At 60.3% G+C, this 20,462-nt stretch carries 20 protein-coding genes and 1 pseudogene; 12 read left to right on the forward strand and 9 right to left on the reverse strand.

Going from position 1 to position 20,462, the window contains the following annotated elements; translation table 11 throughout:
• The first annotated feature begins 632 nt into the window (after positions 1 to 632).
• Together CAG25_RS22945 and CAG25_RS22950 are read left to right on the forward strand one after the other, a co-directional pair.
• Complete coding sequence (locus tag CAG25_RS22945; RefSeq protein WP_085613053.1) at positions 633 to 1,004, forward strand: DUF6124 family protein; 372 nt, start codon at positions 633 to 635, stop codon at positions 1,002 to 1,004.
• Between the two features lie 185 nt (positions 1,005 to 1,189).
• Entirely contained in the window at positions 1,190 to 1,927 is a 738-nt protein-coding gene (locus CAG25_RS22950; protein WP_085613054.1) for a hypothetical protein, read from the forward strand.
• Between the two features lie 38 nt (positions 1,928 to 1,965).
• Here the strand turns inward: CAG25_RS22950 and CAG25_RS22955 are convergent, their stop codons facing one another.
• Together CAG25_RS22955 and CAG25_RS22960 are read right to left on the reverse strand one after the other, a co-directional pair.
• The gene (locus CAG25_RS22955) at positions 1,966 to 2,799 is read right to left on the reverse strand and encodes an AraC family transcriptional regulator (RefSeq protein ID WP_085613055.1); all 834 of its coding nucleotides are present in this window, start codon (positions 2,797 to 2,799) and stop codon (positions 1,966 to 1,968) included.
• Positions 2,800 to 2,834: 35 nt separating this feature from the next.
• Positions 2,835 to 3,338, reverse strand: coding sequence for a VOC family protein (locus tag CAG25_RS22960; protein ID WP_085613056.1), 504 nt, complete (start codon positions 3,336 to 3,338; stop codon positions 2,835 to 2,837).
• Between the two features lie 148 nt (positions 3,339 to 3,486).
• Here CAG25_RS22960 and CAG25_RS22965 point away from each other — a divergent pair, with 148 nt between their 5' ends.
• From CAG25_RS22965 to CAG25_RS22975, 3 genes are all read left to right on the forward strand, one after another.
• A complete protein-coding gene (locus CAG25_RS22965) occupies positions 3,487 to 4,833 on the forward strand; it encodes a hypothetical protein (protein ID WP_085613057.1) in 1,347 nt (448 codons plus the stop codon).
• A gap of 165 nt (positions 4,834 to 4,998) precedes the next feature.
• Positions 4,999 to 5,247 (forward strand): transmembrane sensor/regulator PpyR, encoded by a 249-nt coding sequence (locus CAG25_RS22970; protein WP_085613058.1) that lies wholly within the window; start codon positions 4,999 to 5,001, stop codon positions 5,245 to 5,247.
• Between the two features lie 2 nt (positions 5,248 to 5,249).
• The gene (locus CAG25_RS22975) at positions 5,250 to 6,404 is read left to right on the forward strand and encodes an NnrS family protein (RefSeq protein ID WP_085613059.1); all 1,155 of its coding nucleotides are present in this window, start codon (positions 5,250 to 5,252) and stop codon (positions 6,402 to 6,404) included.
• Positions 6,405 to 6,409: 5 nt separating this feature from the next.
• Here the strand turns inward: CAG25_RS22975 and CAG25_RS22980 are convergent, their stop codons facing one another.
• Both CAG25_RS22980 and CAG25_RS22985 read right to left on the reverse strand, forming a co-directional pair.
• Complete coding sequence (locus CAG25_RS22980; protein ID WP_085613060.1) at positions 6,410 to 7,081, reverse strand: bifunctional 2-polyprenyl-6-hydroxyphenol methylase/3-demethylubiquinol 3-O-methyltransferase UbiG; 672 nt, start codon at positions 7,079 to 7,081, stop codon at positions 6,410 to 6,412.
• Between the two features lie 38 nt (positions 7,082 to 7,119).
• Positions 7,120 to 8,268, reverse strand: coding sequence for a GGDEF domain-containing protein (locus CAG25_RS22985; RefSeq protein WP_085613061.1), 1,149 nt, complete (start codon positions 8,266 to 8,268; stop codon positions 7,120 to 7,122).
• A 110-nt stretch (positions 8,269 to 8,378) separates the two neighbouring features.
• On the opposite strand from CAG25_RS22985, the gene CAG25_RS22990 reads away from it, so the two are divergent.
• Positions 8,379 to 8,771: a GFA family protein gene (locus tag CAG25_RS22990; RefSeq protein WP_085613062.1), complete on the forward strand. Its 393-nt coding sequence runs from the start codon at positions 8,379 to 8,381 to the stop codon at positions 8,769 to 8,771.
• Between the two features lie 38 nt (positions 8,772 to 8,809).
• On the opposite strand, the gene CAG25_RS22995 is transcribed toward CAG25_RS22990, so the two are convergent.
• Entirely contained in the window at positions 8,810 to 9,640 is an 831-nt protein-coding gene (locus CAG25_RS22995) for an alpha/beta fold hydrolase (RefSeq protein ID WP_085613063.1), read from the reverse strand.
• Positions 9,641 to 9,880: 240 nt separating this feature from the next.
• Between CAG25_RS22995 and CAG25_RS23000 the strand changes: the two genes are divergently transcribed.
• The 6 genes and pseudogenes from CAG25_RS23000 (at position 9,881) to CAG25_RS23025 (ending at position 15,875) form a co-directional block, all read left to right on the forward strand.
• Complete coding sequence (locus CAG25_RS23000) at positions 9,881 to 10,336, forward strand: (2Fe-2S)-binding protein (RefSeq protein ID WP_085613064.1); 456 nt, start codon at positions 9,881 to 9,883, stop codon at positions 10,334 to 10,336.
• 17 nt (positions 10,337 to 10,353) lie between these two features.
• Positions 10,354 to 12,516: a xanthine dehydrogenase family protein molybdopterin-binding subunit gene (locus tag CAG25_RS23005; RefSeq protein ID WP_064595483.1), complete on the forward strand. Its 2,163-nt coding sequence runs from the start codon at positions 10,354 to 10,356 to the stop codon at positions 12,514 to 12,516.
• A 1-nt stretch (position 12,517) separates the two neighbouring features.
• Positions 12,518 to 13,096 carry a hypothetical protein gene (locus CAG25_RS23010; protein WP_085613065.1) on the forward strand — a complete coding sequence of 193 codons (579 nt, stop codon included), beginning with the start codon at positions 12,518 to 12,520 and terminating at the stop codon, positions 13,094 to 13,096.
• A 61-nt stretch (positions 13,097 to 13,157) separates the two neighbouring features.
• Positions 13,158 to 14,123 (forward strand): sensor domain-containing diguanylate cyclase, encoded by a 966-nt coding sequence (locus CAG25_RS23015; protein WP_064595489.1) that lies wholly within the window; start codon positions 13,158 to 13,160, stop codon positions 14,121 to 14,123.
• Between the two features lie 144 nt (positions 14,124 to 14,267).
• Positions 14,268 to 14,450 (forward strand): annotated as a pseudogene (locus CAG25_RS23020) (LysR family transcriptional regulator); the annotation flags it as partial.
• 213 nt (positions 14,451 to 14,663) lie between these two features.
• Complete coding sequence (locus tag CAG25_RS23025) at positions 14,664 to 15,875, forward strand: hypothetical protein (protein WP_143492978.1); 1,212 nt, start codon at positions 14,664 to 14,666, stop codon at positions 15,873 to 15,875.
• Between the two features lie 62 nt (positions 15,876 to 15,937).
• Here the strand turns inward: CAG25_RS23025 and fabI are convergent, their stop codons facing one another.
• Genes fabI through CAG25_RS23045 form a run of 4 tightly spaced genes read right to left on the reverse strand, consistent with a single transcriptional unit; the run spans position 15,938 to position 20,458 of the window.
• Positions 15,938 to 16,732, reverse strand: a complete 795-nt coding sequence (fabI, locus tag CAG25_RS23030; RefSeq protein WP_003202751.1) for an enoyl-ACP reductase FabI — start codon at positions 16,730 to 16,732, stop codon at positions 15,938 to 15,940.
• 19 nt (positions 16,733 to 16,751) lie between these two features.
• Positions 16,752 to 18,362, reverse strand: a complete 1,611-nt coding sequence (locus tag CAG25_RS23035) for an ABC transporter ATP-binding protein (protein WP_085613067.1) — start codon at positions 18,360 to 18,362, stop codon at positions 16,752 to 16,754.
• Between the two features lies 1 nt (position 18,363).
• Entirely contained in the window at positions 18,364 to 19,383 is a 1,020-nt protein-coding gene (locus CAG25_RS23040; protein ID WP_007956945.1) for an ABC transporter permease, read from the reverse strand.
• Between the two features lies 1 nt (position 19,384).
• Entirely contained in the window at positions 19,385 to 20,458 is a 1,074-nt protein-coding gene (locus tag CAG25_RS23045) for a microcin C ABC transporter permease YejB (RefSeq protein WP_085613068.1), read from the reverse strand.
• Positions 20,459 to 20,462: the final 4 nt, after the last annotated feature.

The raw sequence follows: 20,462 nt of genomic DNA on the forward strand, positions 1-20,462 counted from the left end.
GATTGTCATGCTTGTGCGGTAGACAGGTTTTTAGAGTAAGGCGCCAAGGAGAAAAGTTGGCGTGGATTAATGTTCGAAGTGTTTCTTTGTGGTGGCGCGAATAAGGAGGGAGAGACTGTTTTTAAAGACCTGAAGCTTTGTCGGCGATAAATATGTATATCTTTCCGGGTGTGTAGACTTATGAAAGTGACCGGGTAAACCCAGTTGAGCGCTCTGAATACAGATTTGAAATGGTACGAAAAAGAGTGGGGGAGCAATCAACTGTGGCGCAACGGAGGACTGGCTGGGGTGGTTTAAAGGTGTTTAAGAATACTTCCGGCAAGCCACAACACCTTGCGCCGCTGCCTACGCATCCGCCAGAATCCGCCGGCTTGTGCGCCTTGGGGGCGGGTTCTATTGTGGATCGGTCGCTGACGAATCAGCGATCGGGTTTCGCAGCCCGGATCAATCAAGGCGCCCAGAGCGTCGTTTCCGTTCAGCTTTTTTGGCTGATCGCGTAATGGCGGTTGTGCGCGGGATACCTTCGGGTATGCCGGGTTCCTTGATTCCCGGTCTGCGAACCCGCGTACAGCTGTCACCTCCCTTCGTTTCGCAGCGAATCGTGGCAGCTCCATCAATCAGGGAGTTTTACCATGATCAAACCAACGCCAAACCCGCCTGAAACCGACCCGACTTCGCCCTACGAAACCCTCGATTCCAAGAAATTCCACGAAGCCGCCGAATGCGCCCTCGATCACTACCTCAATCCGCTGCTCCCCCGAAAACCGCTGCTCAAACCCAACACCCGCTACCTCATCGCCCCCGGCATCGACAGCGAAGAACTGCTGGCCGACGCCTGCGAAACCCTGACCTCGGCCAAAACCATGGCCACCGACTTCGCCGGCTTGGTGGACGGCTCGCATCGGCATGTGCTGCTGGGGATTGCGCAACTGATCATGCTGGGGGAGCTGGCGGTGAATCGGGCGCTGGATAATCTGGAGGTGACAGCGGAGTCGACTGTCTGATGCGTTGAACAAGAAACGGCCTGCAGGCCGTTTTTTTCTGTCTGGAAAAGCGGATGAACCACCATGACCACTCATCGCTACTGTCAGAGTTGACAGTAGCGTGACTCTGGCCGGTGGGTGTTCGATGGCATATGTCGAATGTGGTCAATGCTGCGTCGGCCTACCTGCCAACAAGGAGCGTTTCCATGACAAGCCAGACTCCAAGCTTCGCCGGGTGCACTACTTATCCCGGTGGAACCCCTATTTTGAACGGGGGACAAACTTCATCCACGGGCATTGAGCTGATAAGTCGGGATGGCGTGCCCCATAGTCCATTCGAGATACTCGACAATAACGTTGTTGTGAGTAAGCCGAACAGTCAATTCAATGCCAGTGGTGCATTCGTCGAGCAGTTTCAGGGTCTAGCTCTGGGGGGGCATCACTACCAACTGCGCGCAAATGCCAGTTCGTTGCCGACCTCCGAGTGGAGGTTGACGGTCAGCCAGCAGGCGTTGGGCGAGAACTTCGAAACAGTGCCACAGCAAGTGATTGTTCAACCCGGGCAAATCATTGATTGCCCGACCATGACTATCTCGTTTACAGGGCCTGGTGCCGTGGCGATCGGTACTTACAATTACCCGATGCCGCCGATTTCAGGGCATTTCGTTTTTATCAGTCCCAATAATCAGTCCACGGAGCGCACGCAGTTTCGGCTCAAGTCAACTTACTCTCGGGTCAGCTTCTGGTACACGTCCACGCTGCGTCCCGCTACGGCTTACAGTTACGACGGTAACGGTAATTTGCTGGAAACCAGACCCATGCAACTGCTTAATATTCCAGCGACGGCACAAATGCTCTTCACTGTGCCCGGGATCAGAACCGTCGAGATTGCCGGTACTTTGAGAGACAACCTTATCGTGGACAATTTCGAGTTTGTTGTCTGATTCACGGGAGCGAGAACAGCATTAAAGCTGCACGGTTCTCACCCCCGATACTGCCCCGGCGTAGCCGCCAAATGCTGCTTGAACGCCCGCTGAAAATGCGCCTGATCGGCAAACCCCGCCTCTAGCGCCACATCCGCAATCAACTGCCCGCGCCGCAGACGCTCGCGGGCGAACTGGATGCGCTGGTTGACCAAAAACGCATGGGGCGTCATGCCGAAGTGCTGTTTGAAAGCACGGATCAGGTACGACGGTGACAGTTCGGCAGCGGCGCAGATGTCGTCGAGGCTGAGCAGGTCGGTGCAGTGCTGGCGGATGAAGTCGGCGGCACGTTCGAGTTTGAAATTCGGTTCGCGGATGGGTTGTTCGATGGGGTTCAGGCGCAGTTGCAGCTCGCTGAAAAACTCCACCGCTGCGCTCTGCTTGCACAGCACGTCTTGCTGATCGTCGACCAACACGCTGTACAACCCATTCAAGTCGCGAAACAGGCGGGCGTCATTCAAATGGGTATCGGCAAACCGCCGAAACTCAAGCTCCGCGCTGAACCCCAACTGGTGCTGCAGATCCGTCAGCCACGGCGTTTCCACATACAACATCAAATACGACCACGGCTGATCATCGATCGGGTTGCACGCGTGCACGTCCCCCGGATTCATCAGCACCACCGTGCCGGCCGCCACCTCGAACGAGGATTGCTCATGCACATAGGTGCTGCGCCCGGCGGTGATCGCGCCGATGGAAAAGTGCGCGTGGGAGTGTCGTGAATAGCAGACCTCACGCCCGTCGGCGATCGCCCGCGCTTCGATGAAGGGCAGGGCGTCGTCGCGCCAGAAGCGCGGGGCTTGTTCGGAGTTTTTGGCGGCAGCGTGTTTCATTGTTGGGGTTCTCGGCAGGCCAGTGCCCGAGTGTATTAGCTCTGGCCGGCGAAGGCTCGTTCGAGTTCGGCGATGTCGAGTTTTTTCATCCCGAACATGGCCTGCATTGCCCGTTGGGCTTTGGTCTGGTCGGGGTCGGTCATCATGTGCATGAACGCCACCGGCACGATCTGCCACGACACGCCGAACTTGTCCTTGAGCCAGCCGCATTGCTGCGCTTGCACCGGCCCGCCGGCGCTGAGGTTACCCCAGAAATGGTCGACTTCCTCCTGGTTCTGGCAGTTGACCTGAAACGAAATCGCCTCGTTGAACGTAAACACCGGGCCGCCGTTGAGCCCGGTGAAGGTCTGGCCGTCGAGTTCGAAACTGACGGTCATCACCGAGCCTTCCGGGCGGCCATGGAATTCCTGGCCGACCTTGCTGTAGTGGGTGAGGGCGGTGATTTTCGAATGATCGAAGATCGAGCAGTAAAACTTCGCCGCCGCTTCCGCCTGATCGTCGAACCACAGGCACGGCGTCAGCTTTTGAAAGCGTTGCATGGCAGTCATCCTCGGCAGGTTGGACACGCTGGTTTAATAGCGTAGTCAGTCCGAAGCGGGTCGTAGGCGCCATAGATCGACAAGTGCGCCCAAAAACGTTTGTCGTTAGACTTGCCGCCCCGATTTTGCCGCAAGGACGCTCTGCATCATGGTTGCCTCTCGTACATGGATTTTTTTCTGCCTGTTTGCCGCCGTGTCGGCCAGTGCCGAACCGTTGAGCTGTCAGCTCTCGGATCCGGCAAACAGGTACAGTGTCGATGTGACCATCGAGCATCCACCGACGCAGAACTTCGAGCCAGTGGCGGCACAAGTCATCCTGCGCGACAAGTCCAGTGGCGAAGTGTTGCAACGAATCGACACGGCCGATGCCGTCGACCTGGTCGCGCTCAACGATTCAGCCAAGGCCTTGCGATGCGAAGAGCAACGTTTGGTGGTGTTTGGCGACTTCAATTTCGATGGACACCAGGATCTGGCGCTCCGTAACGGTAACGACGGTGGCTACGGCGCGGCGTCCTACGACATCTATCTGTTCGATCCGTCGAGCCCGGTACTGGTGCCGAACAAGGCATTGTCGGAGCTGACTCGCGAACCGTATCTGGGATTGTTCGAAGTCGATTCCGCCGCTCATCGCGTGGTCTCTCACGCGAAAAGCGGTTGCTGCTGGCGCCAGAGCCGTACCTGGCTGGTGCAGAACAATTCGCCGGTCAAGGTGACCGAAACCATAGAGGTGACGCAGCGGCCGTCCGAAGGCAGCCCGCTGATGCCGGCGGGGTATACCGACGTCACGCAGCGGGAGTTGAGGGACCGCAAATGGCTGGAACAGCGTCGCCTTGAGGGGCCCGTGGGTGAAGCGCCGGTGATGCTGCGGGGCAAGCTTGACGGCAAGATCGCATTCGAGCTGTGGTGGCAGATGCTGGGTGGCGTCTACATTGGCGAGGTTCGTTATACGAAAACGGGCAATGGCCAACCGATCCGGCTGGTGGGCGAGACCTACGATGACGGAGCTGTATTGCTGCATGAGCTGGACGCCCAGGGCCGTGTCACCGGCGACTGGTACGTGGCAGGTGAGCCTGATGAGCACGGCTTTCAGGGCGGAACATGGCACGACGGCGACAAGTCTCTGATCTTCGAAGCGCGGCCGACGGCGTTTCGGGTTGCACCGCAAAAGTTTCAGACGCCCCCGGGCGATCAGCGTGAAGGACGTTACGTGATGATGGCGCCGGACGAGCGATCGGCGTGGCTGACGATCAAAATCGTGCCGGCCACCGCGACGGGCGCGGGTGAGCAGGCGTTGATCCAGATGGCCGTGACGCAACCGGGCAAACCACCCCGTCAGGAGAACCGGCAGTGGCCGTTGCAGGCGGGAAATCTGGTGATTGGTCAGGATCAGATCGCCGAGCCACTCTATCGATTGCGGCTGCTCGACGGAGCGGTGCAAGTGGAGGGGGCCGGCGAGTTCTCTGATTTCAGAGGGGCTTACGCAAAGCAACCCTGAAGGCGATTGTTGTCGTTATGACAAACATAGAAGTCAATATGACTCTTTCCTGGTCGAGTCATATTGACTTCTTATGGATTATCTAGCTGATTTATAAAGATAAAAAATCTGGCACAAGAGTTGATATATCAATCGTACAAACTGATCCGCTCAGGAGTACGAAACATGTTCACTTTCTTCGAGAATCCGCTGAACGTTCTGCACCTGTCGAGCAAGGTGCTCGTCGCCGGTCTGGTCATGTTGCTGGCCGGAATCTACGGCGCTTATCTGTATCAGGGCCACATGCCGATTGCGCTGCTGGTGGTGATGCATGCGATGACCATCATCGGCCCGACGCTGCTGAAAATCGGCTACGTGATGCGGCTCCTGTCTCAATATCGGCTGGGCCAGCATCACGCCGCCGTGGTGGCGTGAACATGCGTAGTCTCGCTGAAGCACCGCTGTTCAGCCTGGGCTTCCGGCCGCTGTTTCTGGCTGGGGCCGGATTCGCCGCGCTGGCGATCCTGATCTGGGGCCTGTGGCTTTACGGCCATTGGTTCGATTTGCAGCCGGCGGGCGGCATGCTTGCCTGGCATCGACATGAAATGCCGTTCGGTTTCGCGGCGGCGATCGTTGCCGGGTTTCTGCTGACGGCGGTGCCCAACTGGACCGGCATTCCCGGCGTGCGCGGCGGGGCGTTGATCGCGTTGGTGTCGGTCTGGCTGCTCGGGCGTGTGGCCTGGTGGCTGCCGTTGTCGACCGGGCTGATTCTTGCGCTGCAATGGGGTTTTCTGCCGCTGCTGGCGGTGATGCTGGCGCGGGACCTGATCGCCGCGCGCAAACGCGACAATTACCCGATTGTGCTGGTGCTCGGGTTGATGGCGGGTTGTCAGGCGCTGACCTTGATTGGCTTGTTCAACGATGACGCCGGTTTGCAGCGCCAAGGCGTGCTGGGCGCGTTGTGGCTTATTGCGGCGCTGATGACCGTGATTGGCGGGCGGGTGATTCCGTTCTTCATCCAGCGCGGCTTGAACCGTCCACCGGCACCGGCCGCCAATCCACTGCCAAACCGCTTGCTGCTGATCGGCAGCCTGCTGACCGCCGTCACTTTTGCGGCAGGCCTCAATGATTCGCCACGGTGGTGGCTGGTGGGGCTGTTCGTGCTGACCGACAGTTTGCAGTTGATGCGGCTGATCCGCTGGCATGATCGCGGGATCTGGCGGGTGCCGCTGCTCTGGTCGCTGTACCTGGCTTACGCCTGGATGGCGTTGGCAACCGGGGCCATGGCGCTGTGGCATCTGGGCTTGATCGGCCAGCAAAGCCTGGCGACCCATGCATTGGCGGTCGGCGGGGTAGGCGGGTTGATTCTGGCGATGATCGCGCGGGTCAGCCTTGGGCATACCGGCCGGTTGTTACAGCCTTCGAAAGGCATGGTGTCGGGCTTTGCGCTGGTGCTGATCGCCGCGGGTTGCCGGGTGTTGCTGGTGCCGTTTTCCAGTCTCGGGCTGGGGCTGTCCGTGGTGCTCTGGTGCGCAGGGTTCGCGCTGTTTGTGCGGCATTACACCGGGATTCTGCTCAAGCCGAGGCTCTAGCGTTTTTACCCGCGACGCTCGGCAATCATCAGCAACGATTGCGGCACCGGGCTTTGCGGATGTTGCGGTTCGCGCAGGCCGGTCAACTGCAGGCCGGCCATGTCCAGCGCATTGAGCCAGCTGGACAAGGTGCGGAAATACCACGGCATCGGCTGCCAATCGCCCTGGAGTCCGTCGAAGGTTTCTTCCCGCCAGCCATCCTGATAATCACCGGCGGCCGCCGACCACGGATGCAGCGTCTGGATCACCAACGCACCGCCCGGCACGAGCAGTGCATGCATCGCCGCGAGCAGCGGAATGATGTCCTGATGCAGCAGGGAAAAATTGGCGCAGATCAGGTCGTAATCGCGGCCAATGTCGACCTTCGCCTCAACCAAGTCTTCGTAGCTGGCGACCTGCACGGGCGATGAACCGGCCACTCGCGCGGCCTCGACCAGCGTCACATCGCCGTCTACGCCGACCGCCTCCAATCCTCGCTCGGCCAGCGCCCGCAACAGCCAGCCCTCACCGCATCCGAGATCGAGCACGCGCTCCGGCTGGCGCCCCATCACCGCCAGCAACATGGCCTGATCGGTCACCTGCCGGCGACTCTCGATGGCGCCGCTGCGCACGGCTTCGGTCCAGGCCCGGGCGTTGTGGTGCCAGCTCTGGAGCAGGGTGGATTCAGGCGAGGACATGACGGACTCCGGGATCACGGGATGCAGGCAAGGATAGGTCAGGTGTAGTCGGCCAGTTGAATCCGGTTGCGACCGCCGCGCTTGGATTCGTAGAGCGCGCTGTCACCCTGTTCGATCAACGCTGCGAGGCTGGCCGGCGGCTGATCGAACACTTTGGCGCCGATGCTCAGGGTGACGGCCTGCGGGGTGGTGTAGCTCTGGGAAGTCATCTGCTGAAACTGCTTACGCAGCGCACAGCCCAGATCCATGATCTGGGCGTGGGACGCATCGCCCAGCAGCATCACGAATTCGTCACCGCCCAACCGCGCCGCCAGTGCGCCTTTGGGCAGCACCGCGCGGATCATTTCGCTAAGGGCGATGAGCAACCGGTCGCCGGCGGTGTGGCCGTACAGGTCGTTGATCAGTTTGAAATTGTCGATGTCGATCAGCAGCAGCGCGCCCGGGCGGGCGCTGGAGACTTCGTCGAGCAGGCGCGGTGCGCGGACTTCCAGGGCGCGGCGGTTGTACAGCGCGGTCAGCGGGTCCCGGGCGGCCAGTTCGGCAATCTGTTTTTCCCGCCGGTAGCGCTCGGTGCCGGTCATCGACAGCGCGATCAGCATGATCGCCATCGCGCCCTCTACCAGGGAAATCTGAATGATCTCGCCGCGCAGCGACGCCAGATCGATCAGCGTGCCTGGAATCACCGCGATGATCGCCTTGGTGAAATAGAACGCGCCGTGGATCAGCAACACATAACGCAACTGCACCGCGCCGACGCTCAACGACTTGCCATGAGGGCGCAGCAACAGGCTGGCCCGCAGCATCGATGCGGCCACCAGCAGCGAGTTGGCCATCAGCATGATCTTCGACCACGACGGGTCTTCCGGTAACAGCAGCAACGAAAGCCAGAGCAGGAACATCAAGTACCAGGCCCGCGACAACCGTCGCTGCGTAAACCGCGCGACCCCGAGCAGAAACAGCCAGTGCGCGACCACCAGCAAGCCGTTGGCGAACCAGATGCCGATCAGCGGATAGCCGTTGGCGCGCAGCAGGGCCAGGCTAGAGCCGACGGTGATGGTGGCGAAACCGGCGCTCCACAGCAGCAGGGAAGATTCGCGGATACTGCGCCATTCGACCGCCAGATACAGGGCGGCCGCCGCGGCCAGGGCGGTGGAAATGGTGAGCATCGTGAGAGGATCGAGCGCCATGAAAGGACTGGTCTGCCTGGATAGTGTTAATGGGCCACGATTGTAAGCGTTCCCCCAATGGGCTGCTATTTTCACTCACCGGATATTCCATTTTCAGGCGGAGGTGTCCCATGGACCGATTGACCGGCGGTTGTCTGTGCGGCGAAGTGCGGATCGAGGCGTCAGGGCGACCCTACAGGGTTGGCGTTTGCCATTGTCTTGACTGCCGCAAACACCAGGGCGCGCTGTTTGCCGCGTCGGCAATCTTTCCCGAGGCGGCGGTGACGATCAGCGGCGAGACCCATGACTACGCGGGGCGGCATTTCTGTCCGCGCTGTGGCTCGTCGGTGTTTGGCCGCAGTGGCGATGAAGTGGAGGTCAATCTCGGCGCGCTGGATGCACCGGATCAATGCCAGCCCACGTACGAGCTGTGGACGGTGCGTCGCGAGTCTTGGTTACCGGCCTTTCCATTGGCCAGACACTACGTGCGCGATCGCGACAGAACGGGGCGAACCGAAGAATAGCCGGGGTCAGGCAGGGCGCCTGACCCCGGCGGATATGATCAGCCGCGAATGAACGCCAGCAAATCCGCGTTGATCGTCGCAGCCTCGGTGGTCGGCATCCCGTGGGGGAAGCCCGGATAGATCTTCAGCGTGCTGTTTTTCAGCAGTTTCGCCGACAGCAAGCCGGCGTTTTCATAAGGCACGATCTGGTCATCGTCGCCGTGCATCACCAGCACCGGGATCGAGATGCTTTTAAGATCAGCGGTGAAGTCGGTCTGGGAAAAGGCAACGATGCCGTCGTAGTGAGCTTTGGCGCTGCCGATCATGCCTTGGCGCCACCAGTTCGCAATGATCCCTTCGGATGGATTGGCGCCGGGGCGGTTGTAGCCGTAGAACGGCCCACTGGGCACGTCGCGATAGAACTGCGCACGATTGGCTGCCAGTTGCGCCTGAAGATCGTCGAACACTGATTTGGGCAGGCCGCCGGGGTTGCTCTCGGTTTTCACCATCAGCGGCGGCACGGCGCTGATGATCGCGGCTTTCGATACCCGATCCTCGCCATGCCGGGCGATGTAGTGAATCACTTCGCCGCCACCGGTGGAGTGGCCCACATGCACGGCTTTCTGCGTCCCCAGATGATTGACCACCGCCGCCACATCATCGGCGTAGTGATCCATGTCGTGGCCGTCCCAGACCTGGCTCGAACGTCCGTGGCCCCGTCGATCATGGGCCACGACCCTGAATCCCTGCGCCAGGAAGAACAGCATCTGCGCATCCCAGTCGTCCGCGCTCAGCGGCCAGCCGTGGTGGAAGTGAATGACCGGGGCGTCCTTGGGCCCCCAGTCCTTGTAGAAGATTTCGACGCCGTCTTTCGTTGTGACAAATCCCATGTTCGCGACTCCTGGAAAGTGTGAAAGGGCAGTTCTTGCGGTGACAAGCGGTATCAACTGTAGGAGCAAAAACGACACCCTGATCGATGATTTTCCGAACGGTGCCGGATGACCGGTGGTCGCGGCGGCTGGTCGTCGGGTCAAAATGCGCTTAGCTGAAAGGGATAAGCCGAGGCGCGCACCGCCAACGATGGCCGTAGCAGCGCCCTTCAGAACACCGTGAGTCTGAGGAAATCCCCGATGCTGACCTTGAACATCAATGGCAAGGATCAGGAGCTCGATGTCCCCGCGGACATGCCGTTGCTCTGGGTCCTGCGCGATGTCGCGCACCTGACCGGTACCAAATTCGGCTGCGGCATGGCCCAGTGCGGTGCCTGCACCGTGCACGTCGATGGCGCACCGCTGCGCTCGTGTATCACCCCGGCCACGGCTGTCGCCCATGGCCAGAAAATCCTCACCATCGAAGGCCTGTCCAGCGACGGTTTGCACCCGGTGCAGCAGGCCTGGGCCGAACTGGACGTGGTGCAATGCGGTTACTGCCAGTCCGGGCAAATCATGTCCGCCGCCGCGTTGCTGGCGAAAATCCCCAAACCCACCGACAGCGATATCGATCAGGCGCTCTCCGGCAACATCTGCCGCTGCGGCACCTATCCAAGAATCCGCGCGGCGGTCAAACGTGCTGCCGACATCGGCTGAACGAAGGGAGGTGGGTGATGAACAGTCCAGTATCCCGTCGCGGATTTCTCAAGGGCAGCGCCGTGCTTGGCGGTGGTCTGGTGGTGGCGTTCGTGGTGCCTGGCGGCAACCGCTTTGCCATGGCGGCCGAGAATGAAGGCAAGGTGTTTGCGCCGAACGCGTTCCTGCGCATAGCGGCAGATAACAGCGTCACCGTGCTGCTCGGCCATTCGGAAATGGGCCAGGGCATCTGGACCGGCCTGACCATGTTGATCGCCGAAGAGCTGGACGCCGACTGGTCGAAGATTCGCGTTGAGCACTCGCCAGCCTCGGCGGCGGATTACGGCATGCCCGGTTTTGGCGGAATGCAGATTACCGGCGGCTCCACTTCAACCTGGATGGAGTTCGACCGTTACCGCCTCGCCGGCGCCACCGCCCGGCAGATGCTGATCGAGGCGGCGGCCAAGCGCTTCAACGTGGCGCCGTCGACGATTCGCACCGAAGCCGGCGTGGTGATTGCCGGCGACAACCGCGCCACCTACGGCGAGCTGGCGGACGCCGCCGGTCAACTGCCGGTGCCGGATCCGAAGTCGATCACCTTTAAAGAAGCCAAGGACTGGAAAGTCATCGGCAAACCCACCAAACGCCTCGACACCCCGGAAAAAATCACCGGTCGCGCCAAATTCGGCATGGACGTGCAGTTCGACGGATTGATGACCGCGATGGTTGCCCGAGCGCCGGCGTTCGGCGCCACGGTGAAATCCTTCGAAGGCGCTGAGGCGTTGGCGATTCCCGGCGTGCACAAAGTGGTGCAAGTGCCGACCGGTGTGGCGGTGGTCGCCGAGCATTACTGGGCAGCGAAACTCGGTCGCGATGCGCTGAAAGTCGATTGGGACCTGGGGCCGAACGCTGATCTGAGCAGTGAAAAGCTGTTGGCGAGTTTCCGCAAACTGGCGGCCACACCGGGCACCTCGGCGGCGCAGGCCGGCGATGCCAAGGGCAATTTCGGCAAGGCAGCGAAGAAAATCGACGTCGAATACAGCGTGCCGTATCTGGCCCACGCGCCGATGGAGCCGCTCAACTGCACGGTGAAGATCAGCGCCGACAAGTGCGAGATCTGGACCGGTACCCAGTTCCAGACGCTGGATCAGATGGTTGCCGGCAAGATCACCGGGCTCAAGCCGGAGCAGGTGGAGATCCACACCGAATTTCTCGGTGGTGGTTTTGGTCGCCGAGCCAACCCGACCTCGGACTTTGTCGCCGAAGCGGTGCAAGTGGCGAAGGCTGCGGCGATGCCGGTGAAAACCGTGTGGTCGCGCGAAGACGATATTCGCGGTGGTTACTACCGCTCGATGTTTCTGCATCAGGCGAAAATCGGCCTCGGCGCCGACGGCCTGCCGCTGGCCTGGCAGCATGTGCTGGTCGGGCAATCGATCATGGCCGGCACCATGCTCGAGAAAACCATGGTCAAGAACGGCGTCGACCAGACGTCGGTCGAGGGCGTTTCCGACAGCCCGTACATCAAGGGCTTGGCCCATCATCAGGTCGATCTGCACTCGCCGACCACCGGCATCAACGTGCTCTGGCTGCGTTCGGTGGGCCATAGCCACACCGCGTTTGTCATGGAATCGCTGATCGATGAAATGGCCACGGCGGCGGGCAAGGATCCGGTGGAGTACCGACGAACGCTGCTCAAGGATCATGCCCGGCATCTCGGCGTGTTGAACCTGGCGGTGGAGAAGGCCAACTGGAAAGCCCCGCTGCCGGACGGCCATGCGCTGGGCGTGGCGGTGCATGAGTCGTTCGGCAGCTATGTGGCGCAGGTGGCGGAAGTGTCCCAGGACAATCTGGCGATCCGCGTGCATCGGGTGGTGTGCGCGGTGGACTGCGGGATTGCGGTCAACCCGCAGAGCATCGCGGCGCAGATGGAGTCGTGCATCACCTTCGGCCTGGGCATGGCGCTGCACAGCAAACTGACGCTCAAGGACGGCCATGTCGTTCAGTCCAACTATCACGACTATCAGGTGTTGCGGCTCAATGAAATGCCGCTGGTCGAGGTGCACATCGTGCCGAGCAGCGAGAAGCCCGGCGGCATCGGCGAGGCGGGTGTGCCGCCCACGGCGCCGGCGGTGGCCAACGCAGTGTTCGCCCTGACCGGGCAGCGCCTGCGGGAACTGCCACTGCAAATGTCGGGGGTGTGAGATGAAACGACATCTGTTGTTGGGCACGGTGATTCTGCTTGGGCTGGGCGGTTACGCCTCGGATCTGTTTGCCGACGATCAGGACGCCTTGAAAGCTTTCGGCACGGTGCAGAAAGTCTTCCAGAGCCCGCGCTGCCAGAACTGCCACATTCCCGGTGATTCGCCGTTGCAGTTCGACGCCGGCATCCCCCACGCGATGAACGTGGTGCGCGGCATGGACGGCAAGGGCGCCGCCGGTTTGCCCTGCGCCACCTGCCACGCCGAAAGCAATCCGCCGGCCAGTTACGGCCCTCACGCGCCACCGGGTGCGCCGCACTGGAGCCTGCCGCCGGCCGCGCACAAAATGGCCTGGATCGGTCTGCCGCCGGATCGTTTGTGCGCAATGATCAAGGACCGCGCCAGCAACGGTGACCGCGATTTCGCCGCGCTGATCAAACACGTCAGCGAGGACAAACTGGTGCTCTGGGGCTGGAGTCCCGGGGCAGGGCGCGCGCCGGTGCCGGTGCCGCACGATATCTTCGTGACCCAGTTCAAGCTTTGGGCCGATGCAGGCGGGCCGTGTCCGGTGGCCGGCGAATGAGAGGTTGAGTCATCGCTGATTCGGGCTACGCTCAACTGCATCGACGACAAAGGAGTGTGTGATGCTGGTACCCGGCAAACCCGCCAATGAAGCTGTCCGAGTTCAAGTGCTGCATGATTTGAAATTGCTCGATTCCGCACCGGAAGAGCGCTTCGACCGGCTGACGCGACTGGCCAAGCGGCTGTTCAACGTGCCGATCGCGCTGGTCACGCTGGTGGACAAGGAGCGGCAATGGTTCAAGTCCTGCGTGGGTCTGGACACGACCGAAACGCCACGCTCTGTTTCATTCTGTGGCCATGCGATTCTCAGGGACGAGCTCATGCTGGTACCTGACGCCCGAGAGGACGAGCGTTTCCACGACAACCCTTTGGTTACCGGGGAGCCGAATATCCGGTTTTACGCCGGTTATCCGCTGACCGTACCCAGCGGCAACAAGATGGGCACTTTGTGCCTGATCGACACCAAACCCCGCGATCTCGACGAAGAGGAGCGTGCCCTGTTGCGCGATCTGGCCGGCATGGCCGAGCAGGAACTGATGGCCGTGCAGATGGCGAGCATGGACGAGCTGACGCTTCTGTCCAACCGTCGCGGCTTCAAGATGCTGGCCCAGCACGCGCTGGACGCCTGCGCACGGCTGGAAAAACCGGCAACGCTGCTGTTTTTCGACCTCAATGACTTCAAGCAGATCAACGACCTTTACGGCCATGCCGAGGGCGACAGCGCGCTCAAGACTTTCGCCGATGTGCTGCGCATCGCCTTTCGCGAGAGCGATGTGGTGGGACGGCTAGGCGGTGATGAGTTCGTGGCGTTGCTGACCGGCTCAAGCCATGTCGAAACGACGGCGATCATGGCGCGACTCAAGGAAATCCTCGAAGAGCGCAATGCCACGTTGCACCGCGGCTACGCGATTCGCTTCAGCGTCGGCCAGATCGAATACAACCCGCAGCGCCATGACACCGTGGATAAGTTGCTGGCGGATGCGGATGCGGCAATGTATGAGCACAAGCAGGCGTTGAAGCGTTGCTAGTGCTGACCTCATCGCGAGCAAGCTCGCTCCCACAGCAGGCGTATTTCAACGGTTGGGATGAACTGAGTCTAGCGCCGTGCTTTTCGATTGAAAGACGATAGTTTTTGCGCCGAGCTCAAATTATTTCGATCAGTCTAGACGCCCATGCTGCGTGAACTGAAAACCTTTCTGGCGGTGGCACGGCATGGCACGTTTGCGGCGGCCGGTCTGCATGTCGGCCTGGCGCAATCAGCTGTCAGCGCGCAGATCCGCAATCTGGAGCAGGCCTTGGGCGTGCGTCTGTTCGATCGCACCGGGCGGCATGCGATTGATCATCCAGCGATACAGCTGCCGCAACTTGCCGCTGCGAATAATGTTCAGCAAATGTCTGCAGATCGAAAGCGAAAAGCCTTTCTGATGAAAGTCAACTGTCAGTCCTGACAGTGTCTTTATCTGTTATCAGGCGTTAGCGTGGGCGCTGTAAAAGACATTCTGCCGGAGTCGGGAAGACTGGTTGTTTTTTCTCAGGGCGGAGAATATTGACAATCAGAGGAAAACCCCATGTCAACCCTGGCCAAAACACATCGCAATGCTGGTGATCTGGATCCAACTTTTGCCAAAAATGGAGTCATTCATATCGGACCAGGCAGTTGCGGCTCCGTGGTGGAGACAAAAACTGGACGTATTGTTTATGTTCATGATTCGGGAGACGGATTGAAGCTGATTCGGGCCTACGGCGATGGTTCTATCGACCCTTCATTCGCGAATCCACCTTGGCAATATGGGCCAAAATATTCCGCTTCGCGTCAACTTGCCATTCAAGACGATGACGGTATCGTTGCTATCGGTAGCACTGGCGATGGCTTTAACCGGTTAGCTGCAGTCACGAAGTTCAATGAGCACGGCAGTCAGAATCTGGTCTTTGGCACGAAAATCTTTCCCGACATTCCACTTGACCCTGGGCAAAGTGTGACAACTCACGAAGCAAAGGGTTGTGCCCTCTCCGATGGGCGTGTCCTGTTGGGTCAAAGCCACATTCTGCATGATGGAACAGGAGCTCCCGTTAAGGGGAGTGGAACCATCCGCTGCTATCTCCCTAATGGCGATCTTGACGATACATTCGGTGGAAATGGCGAAGTTAAGATCATATTCGACAACGCACGCTACTCGAGTATCGAGAGCATCAAGCCGAAGCTGCAGGGAGGGTTCATAGTCAGTGGATCGCTCGATAACTCCACCGGCAATGAATCAGAAGCCAAAAGTGTTCTGGCTAGTTATGACGAAAGCGGAAAGTTGGACAAAGGGTTTGCAACAGGCGGTCTGTACAAGATTTCTGAGGGATTCAGTTTATTTAACAACATAGGCGTATCGCGTCACGGAATAACCTTTGCGGCATCCGTACACTCTGCCGAAGGAATTAGCGTCGCAACTGTACGCTTGCAGAATGATGGAACGCCCGATCCCCGTTTCAACAATGGCCAAGTACTGTGGACCGACATTAATGGACGCTTCGTGACTATTCAAAACGTGGTCGTTCCACCAGATGGAAGCATCATTGTGGGGGTGCGTTCCGACCTTGTGCTGACCCTTCTGCGTATTCTGGAAGACGGTAAACTCGATGATAACTTCGGGGTTGGAGGCGTTGCCAGGTTGGAGGGGTGGCGCATGAATGACTGCATCGTCCAGAGCAATACAGGGAGAATCATCGCTGCTGCTGACGAGATTGATCCTGCGGGTAAACCGCCGGCGCAGGTGTTGGGTTTCGTGGGATGAAGGGGACCCGCGAGCAAAAAAACCCGCCAGAACTGGCGGGTTTTTTAGCGGCTAGCAGAAGATTACTCTTCGATGTTGCCCATGGCGGTGGTGTTGAAGCCGCCGTCCACGTACATGATTTCACCGCTGATGCCCGACGCCAGGTCGGAGCACAGGAAGGCGCCGGCGTTGCCGACTTCTTCGATGGTGACGTTGCGGCGCAGCGGGGTTTGCGCTTCGTTGGCGGCCAGCATCTTGCGGAAGTTCTTGATGCCGGAAGCTGCCAGGGTGCGGATCGGGCCGGCCGATACGCAGTTGACGCGGGTGCCGTCCGGGCCCAGGGAGCCGGCCAGGTAACGTACGCCGGCTTCCAGCGACGCCTTGGCCATGCCCATCACGTTGTAGTTCGGCATGGTGCGCTCGGCGCCCAGGTAGGACAGGGTCAGCAGGCTGCCGTTGCGGCCTTTCATCATTTCGCGACCGGCTTTGGCCAGGGCCACGAAGCTGTAGGCGCTGATGTCGTGAGCGATGCGGAAACCTTCACGGGTGGTGGCTTCGGTGAAGTCGCCGTCCAGTTGGTCGCCCGGGGCGAAGCCGACGGAGTGCACGATGCAGTCCAGGCCGTCCCACTTCTTGCTCAGTTCTTCGAAAACCTTGGCGATTTCTTCATCGCTGGCCACGTCGCACGGGAAGCACAGCTCAGGGCTCGAACCCCAGCCCTGTGCGAACTCTTCTACGCGACCTTTCAGTTTGTCGTTCTGATAAGTGAAGGCAAGCTCAGCGCCCTCGCGATGCATGGCGGCAGCGATGCCGGATGCGATGGACAGCTTGCTGGCGACACCGACGATCAGTACGCGCTTACCGGCGAGAAAACCCATGTGTTGCTCCTCTTTCAGGTTATTGCGCAGTGGCTGGTGCCAGGAAAGCGGCCTCCAGCAACTGCTGTGTATACGGATGTTGGGGGGCGGCAAAGATACTTTGCGCGTCTCCCTGTTCGACCACTTGGCCATGCTTGACCACCATCAGCTGGTGGCTCAGCGCTTTCACAACAGCCAAGTCATGGCTGATGAACAAATACGTCAGGTTGTACTTGGCTTGCAGTGAACGCAACAGCTCCACCACTTGCCGCTGCACCGTCCGGTCGAGGGCCGAGGTCGGCTCGTCCAGCAGGATCAGCGCCGGTTTGAGCACCAGGGCCCGGGCAATGGCAATCCGCTGCCGCTGCCCACCGGAAAATTCGTGGGGGTAGCGGTGCCGGGTTTCCGGATCCAGACCTACCTCCTTCAATGCCGCAATAATTGCCGCTTCCTGCTCGGCGGCGGTGCCCATCCTGTGGATCCGCAGGCCTTCGCCAACGATGTCATTCACGCACATCCGCGGGCTCAGGCTGCCGAACGGGTCCTGAAACACCACCTGCATTTCCCGGCGCAGCGGCCGGACTTCGCTCTGCGTCAGGCAGTCTAGCTGCTTGCCCTCAAAACGGATCCCGCCCTGGCTGCCGATCAATCGCAGGATCGCCAGGCCAAGGGTGGATTTGCCGGAACCGCTTTCCCCCACGATCCCCAGAGTCTGACCCTGGGGCAGGCTGAAATTGATGCCGTCCACTGCCTTGACGTGATCCACCGTGCGCTTGAGCAGGCCTTTCTTGATCGGGAACCAGACTTTCAGATCCTCGACTTCAAGCAGCGGCGCCCCGATTTTATTGCTCGCCGGGCCTCCGCTGGGCTCCGCACCAAGCAGTTCCCGAGTGTACGGATGCTGCGGCGAACGGAACAGCTCTGCGCACGATGCCTGTTCGACGATGCAACCGCGCTGCATGACACATACACGATGCGCAATTCTTCGCACGAGGTTCAAATCGTGACTGATCAGTAACAGCGCCATGCCCAATCGGGCCTGCAATTCTTTGAGCAGGTCGAGGATTTTCAGCTGAACGGTCACGTCCAGCGCAGTGGTCGGTTCGTCGGCAATCAGCAGTTCCGGCTCGTTGGCCAGGGCCATCGCAATCATCACTCGCTGGCGCTGGCCGCCGGACAATTCGTGGGGCAGGGCCTTGAGGCGCTTGTGCGGCTCGGGGATGCCGACCATCTCCAGCAGCTCCAGCGTGCGCTTGGTCGCGACCTTGCCGGTCAGGCCCTTGTGGATGCCCAGCACCTCGTTGATCTGCTTCTCGATCGAGTGCAGCGGGTTGAGCGAGGTCATTGGCTCCTGAAAGATCATCGCGATCCGGTTGCCACGAATGTGACGGATGGTCTTTTCGCCCAGCTCCAGCAGGTTTTGCCCGGAATAGTTGATGCTGCCGGCCGGATGCCGCGCCAGCGGGTAGGGCAGCAGGCGCAGGATTGAGTGCGCCGTCACCGACTTGCCCGAGCCGCTTTCGCCGACCAGCGCCAGGGTTTCGCCGCGCTTGATATCGAAACTCACGCCTTCGACCACCCGTTGCACGCGATCACCGATGCCGAATTCGACGGCCAGGTCGCGGATTTCGATCAGATTGTCCTGATTCATGTCACTTCCTCGGGTCGAAGGCATCGCGAGCGGACTCGCCGATGAACACCAGCAAACTCAACATCAGCGCCAGCACCGCAAACGCGCTCATGCCCAGCCACGGCGCCTGCAGGTTGGATTTGCCCTGGGCCACCAGTTCACCCAGCGACGGACTGCCGGCGGGCAAGCCGAAACCGAGGAAGTCCAGGGCGGTGAGGGTGCCGATGGCGCCGGTCAGGATGAAGGGCATGAAGGTCATGGTCGAAACCATCGCGTTGGGCAGGATGTGGCGGAACATGATCGCGCCGTTCTGCATGCCCAGCGCCCGGGCTGCGCGCACGTATTCGAGGTTACGCCCGCGCAGGAACTCGGCGCGCACCACGTCCACCAGGCTCATCCATGAGAACAGCAGCATGATCCCCAGCAGCCACCAGAAGTTCGGCTGGACGAAACTGGCAAGAATGATCAGCAGGTACAGCACCGGCAACCCCGACCAGATCTCCAGGAAACGCTGGCCGGCCAGATCGACCCAGCCGCCATAGAAGCCCTGCAAGGCGCCGGCGATCACGCCGATGATCGAGCTGAGCACGGTCAGGGTCAGGGCGAACAGCACCGAGACCCGGAAGCCGTAGATGACCCGCGCCAGTACATCGCGGCCCTGATCGTCGGTGCCCAGCAGGTTGTCCGCCGACGGCGGTGCGGGGGCCGGGACTTTCAGGTCGTAGTTGATGCTCTGGTAACTGAACGGAATCGGCGCCCACAGCACCCACGCATCCTTGGCCTTGAGCAGTTCGCGGATATACGGGCTCTTGTAGTTGGCTTCCAGCGGGAATTCGCCGCCGAAAGTGGTTTCCGGGTAGCGCTTGATCGCCGGGAAGTACCAGTTGTTGTCGTAGTGCACCACCAGCGGCTTGTCGTTGGCGATCAGCTCGGCACCGAGGCTCAGGCCGAACAGGATCAGAAACAGCCACAGCGACCACCAGCCACGCTTGTTGGCCTTGAACAGTTCGAAGCGCCGGCGGTTGAGAGGGGACAGGTTCATCTCAATGCTCCCGGCTGGCAAAGTCGATGCGCGGATCGACCAGGGTGTAGGTGAGGTCGCCGATCAGTTTCACCACCAGCCCCAGCAGGGTGAAGATGAACAGGGTGCCGAACACCACCGGGTAATCGCGGTTGATCGCCGCTTCAAAGCTCATCAGGCCGAGGCCGTCGAGGGAGAAGATTACTTCGACCAGCAGGGAACCTGTGAAGAAGATGCCGATGAACGCCGACGGGAACCCGGCGATCACCAGCAGCATCGCGTTGCGAAACACATGGCCGTAGAGCACGCGGTGGCGGGTCAGGCCCTTGGCCTTGGCGGTGACCACGTACTGCTTGTTGATTTCGTCGAGGAAGCTGTTTTTGGTCAGCAGGGTCATGGTCGCGAAGTTGCCGATCACCAGCGCTGTCACCGGCAGCGCCAGGTGCCAGAAGTAATCGAGAACCTTGCCGCCCAGGCTCAGTTCATCGAAGTTGTTCGAGGTCAGGCCGCGTAAAGGAAACCAGTCCAGATAACTGCCGCCAGCAAACACCACGATCAGCAAAATCGCAAACAGGAACGCCGGAATCGCATAGCCGACGATGATCGCCGAACTGGTCCAGACGTCGAAATGGCTGCCGTGCCGCGTGGCCTTGGCGATCCCCAGCGGGATCGACACCAGGTACATGATCAGCGTGCTCCACAGCCCGAGGGAGATCGACACCGGCATCTTTTCCTTGATCAGGTCGATGACCTTGGCGTCGCGGAAGAAACTGTCGCCGAAATCCAGCTTCGCGTAGTTCTTGACCATGATCCAAAGACGCTCCGGGGCCGACTTGTCGAACCCGTACATCTTCTCGATTTCCTTGATCAGCGCCGGGTCCAGGCCCTGCGCTCCGCGATAGGAGGAGCCGGCCACCGACACTTCGGCACCGCCGCCGGCGATGCGGCTGGTGGCGCCTTCGAAACCTTCGAGCTTGGCGATCATCTGCTCCACCGGCCCGCCGGGCGCGGCCTGGATGATCACGAAGTTGATCAGCAAAATGCCGAACAGGGTCGGGATGATCAGCAGCAGTCGCCGAAAAATGTAAGCCAGCATCTGA

The sequence above is a fragment of the Pseudomonas sp. B16(2017) genome, from assembly GCF_002113205.1.
GTDB classification, from domain to species: Bacteria; Pseudomonadota; Gammaproteobacteria; order Pseudomonadales; family Pseudomonadaceae; genus Aquipseudomonas; species Aquipseudomonas pharyngis.

Excerpts from the sequence above, each read along its gene's own strand:
- CAG25_RS22945 (WP_085613053.1), top strand. The coding sequence starts at position 633 with ATGATCAAACCAACGCCAAACCCGCCTGAAACCGACCCGACTTCGCCC.
- CAG25_RS22950 (WP_085613054.1), top strand. The coding sequence starts at position 1,190 with ATGACAAGCCAGACTCCAAGCTTCGCCGGGTGCACTACTTATCCCGGT.
- CAG25_RS22955 (WP_085613055.1), bottom strand. The coding sequence starts at position 2,799 with ATGAAACACGCTGCCGCCAAAAACTCCGAACAAGCCCCGCGCTTCTGG.
- CAG25_RS22960 (WP_085613056.1), bottom strand. The coding sequence starts at position 3,338 with ATGCAACGCTTTCAAAAGCTGACGCCGTGCCTGTGGTTCGACGATCAG.
- CAG25_RS22965 (WP_085613057.1), top strand. The coding sequence starts at position 3,487 with ATGGTTGCCTCTCGTACATGGATTTTTTTCTGCCTGTTTGCCGCCGTG.
- CAG25_RS22970 (WP_085613058.1), top strand. The coding sequence starts at position 4,999 with ATGTTCACTTTCTTCGAGAATCCGCTGAACGTTCTGCACCTGTCGAGC.
- CAG25_RS22975 (WP_085613059.1), top strand. The coding sequence starts at position 5,250 with ATGCGTAGTCTCGCTGAAGCACCGCTGTTCAGCCTGGGCTTCCGGCCG.
- CAG25_RS22980 (WP_085613060.1), bottom strand. The coding sequence starts at position 7,081 with ATGTCCTCGCCTGAATCCACCCTGCTCCAGAGCTGGCACCACAACGCC.
- CAG25_RS22985 (WP_085613061.1), bottom strand. The coding sequence starts at position 8,268 with ATGGCGCTCGATCCTCTCACGATGCTCACCATTTCCACCGCCCTGGCC.
- CAG25_RS22990 (WP_085613062.1), top strand. The coding sequence starts at position 8,379 with ATGGACCGATTGACCGGCGGTTGTCTGTGCGGCGAAGTGCGGATCGAG.
- CAG25_RS22995 (WP_085613063.1), bottom strand. The coding sequence starts at position 9,640 with ATGGGATTTGTCACAACGAAAGACGGCGTCGAAATCTTCTACAAGGAC.
- CAG25_RS23000 (WP_085613064.1), top strand. The coding sequence starts at position 9,881 with ATGCTGACCTTGAACATCAATGGCAAGGATCAGGAGCTCGATGTCCCC.
- CAG25_RS23005 (WP_064595483.1), top strand. The coding sequence starts at position 10,354 with ATGAACAGTCCAGTATCCCGTCGCGGATTTCTCAAGGGCAGCGCCGTG.
- CAG25_RS23010 (WP_085613065.1), top strand. The coding sequence starts at position 12,518 with ATGAAACGACATCTGTTGTTGGGCACGGTGATTCTGCTTGGGCTGGGC.
- CAG25_RS23015 (WP_064595489.1), top strand. The coding sequence starts at position 13,158 with ATGCTGGTACCCGGCAAACCCGCCAATGAAGCTGTCCGAGTTCAAGTG.
- CAG25_RS23025 (WP_143492978.1), top strand. The coding sequence starts at position 14,664 with ATGTCAACCCTGGCCAAAACACATCGCAATGCTGGTGATCTGGATCCA.
- fabI (WP_003202751.1), bottom strand. The coding sequence starts at position 16,732 with ATGGGTTTTCTCGCCGGTAAGCGCGTACTGATCGTCGGTGTCGCCAGC.
- CAG25_RS23035 (WP_085613067.1), bottom strand. The coding sequence starts at position 18,362 with ATGAATCAGGACAATCTGATCGAAATCCGCGACCTGGCCGTCGAATTC.
- CAG25_RS23040 (WP_007956945.1), bottom strand. The coding sequence starts at position 19,383 with ATGAACCTGTCCCCTCTCAACCGCCGGCGCTTCGAACTGTTCAAGGCC.
- CAG25_RS23045 (WP_085613068.1), bottom strand. The coding sequence starts at position 20,458 with ATGCTGGCTTACATTTTTCGGCGACTGCTGCTGATCATCCCGACCCTG.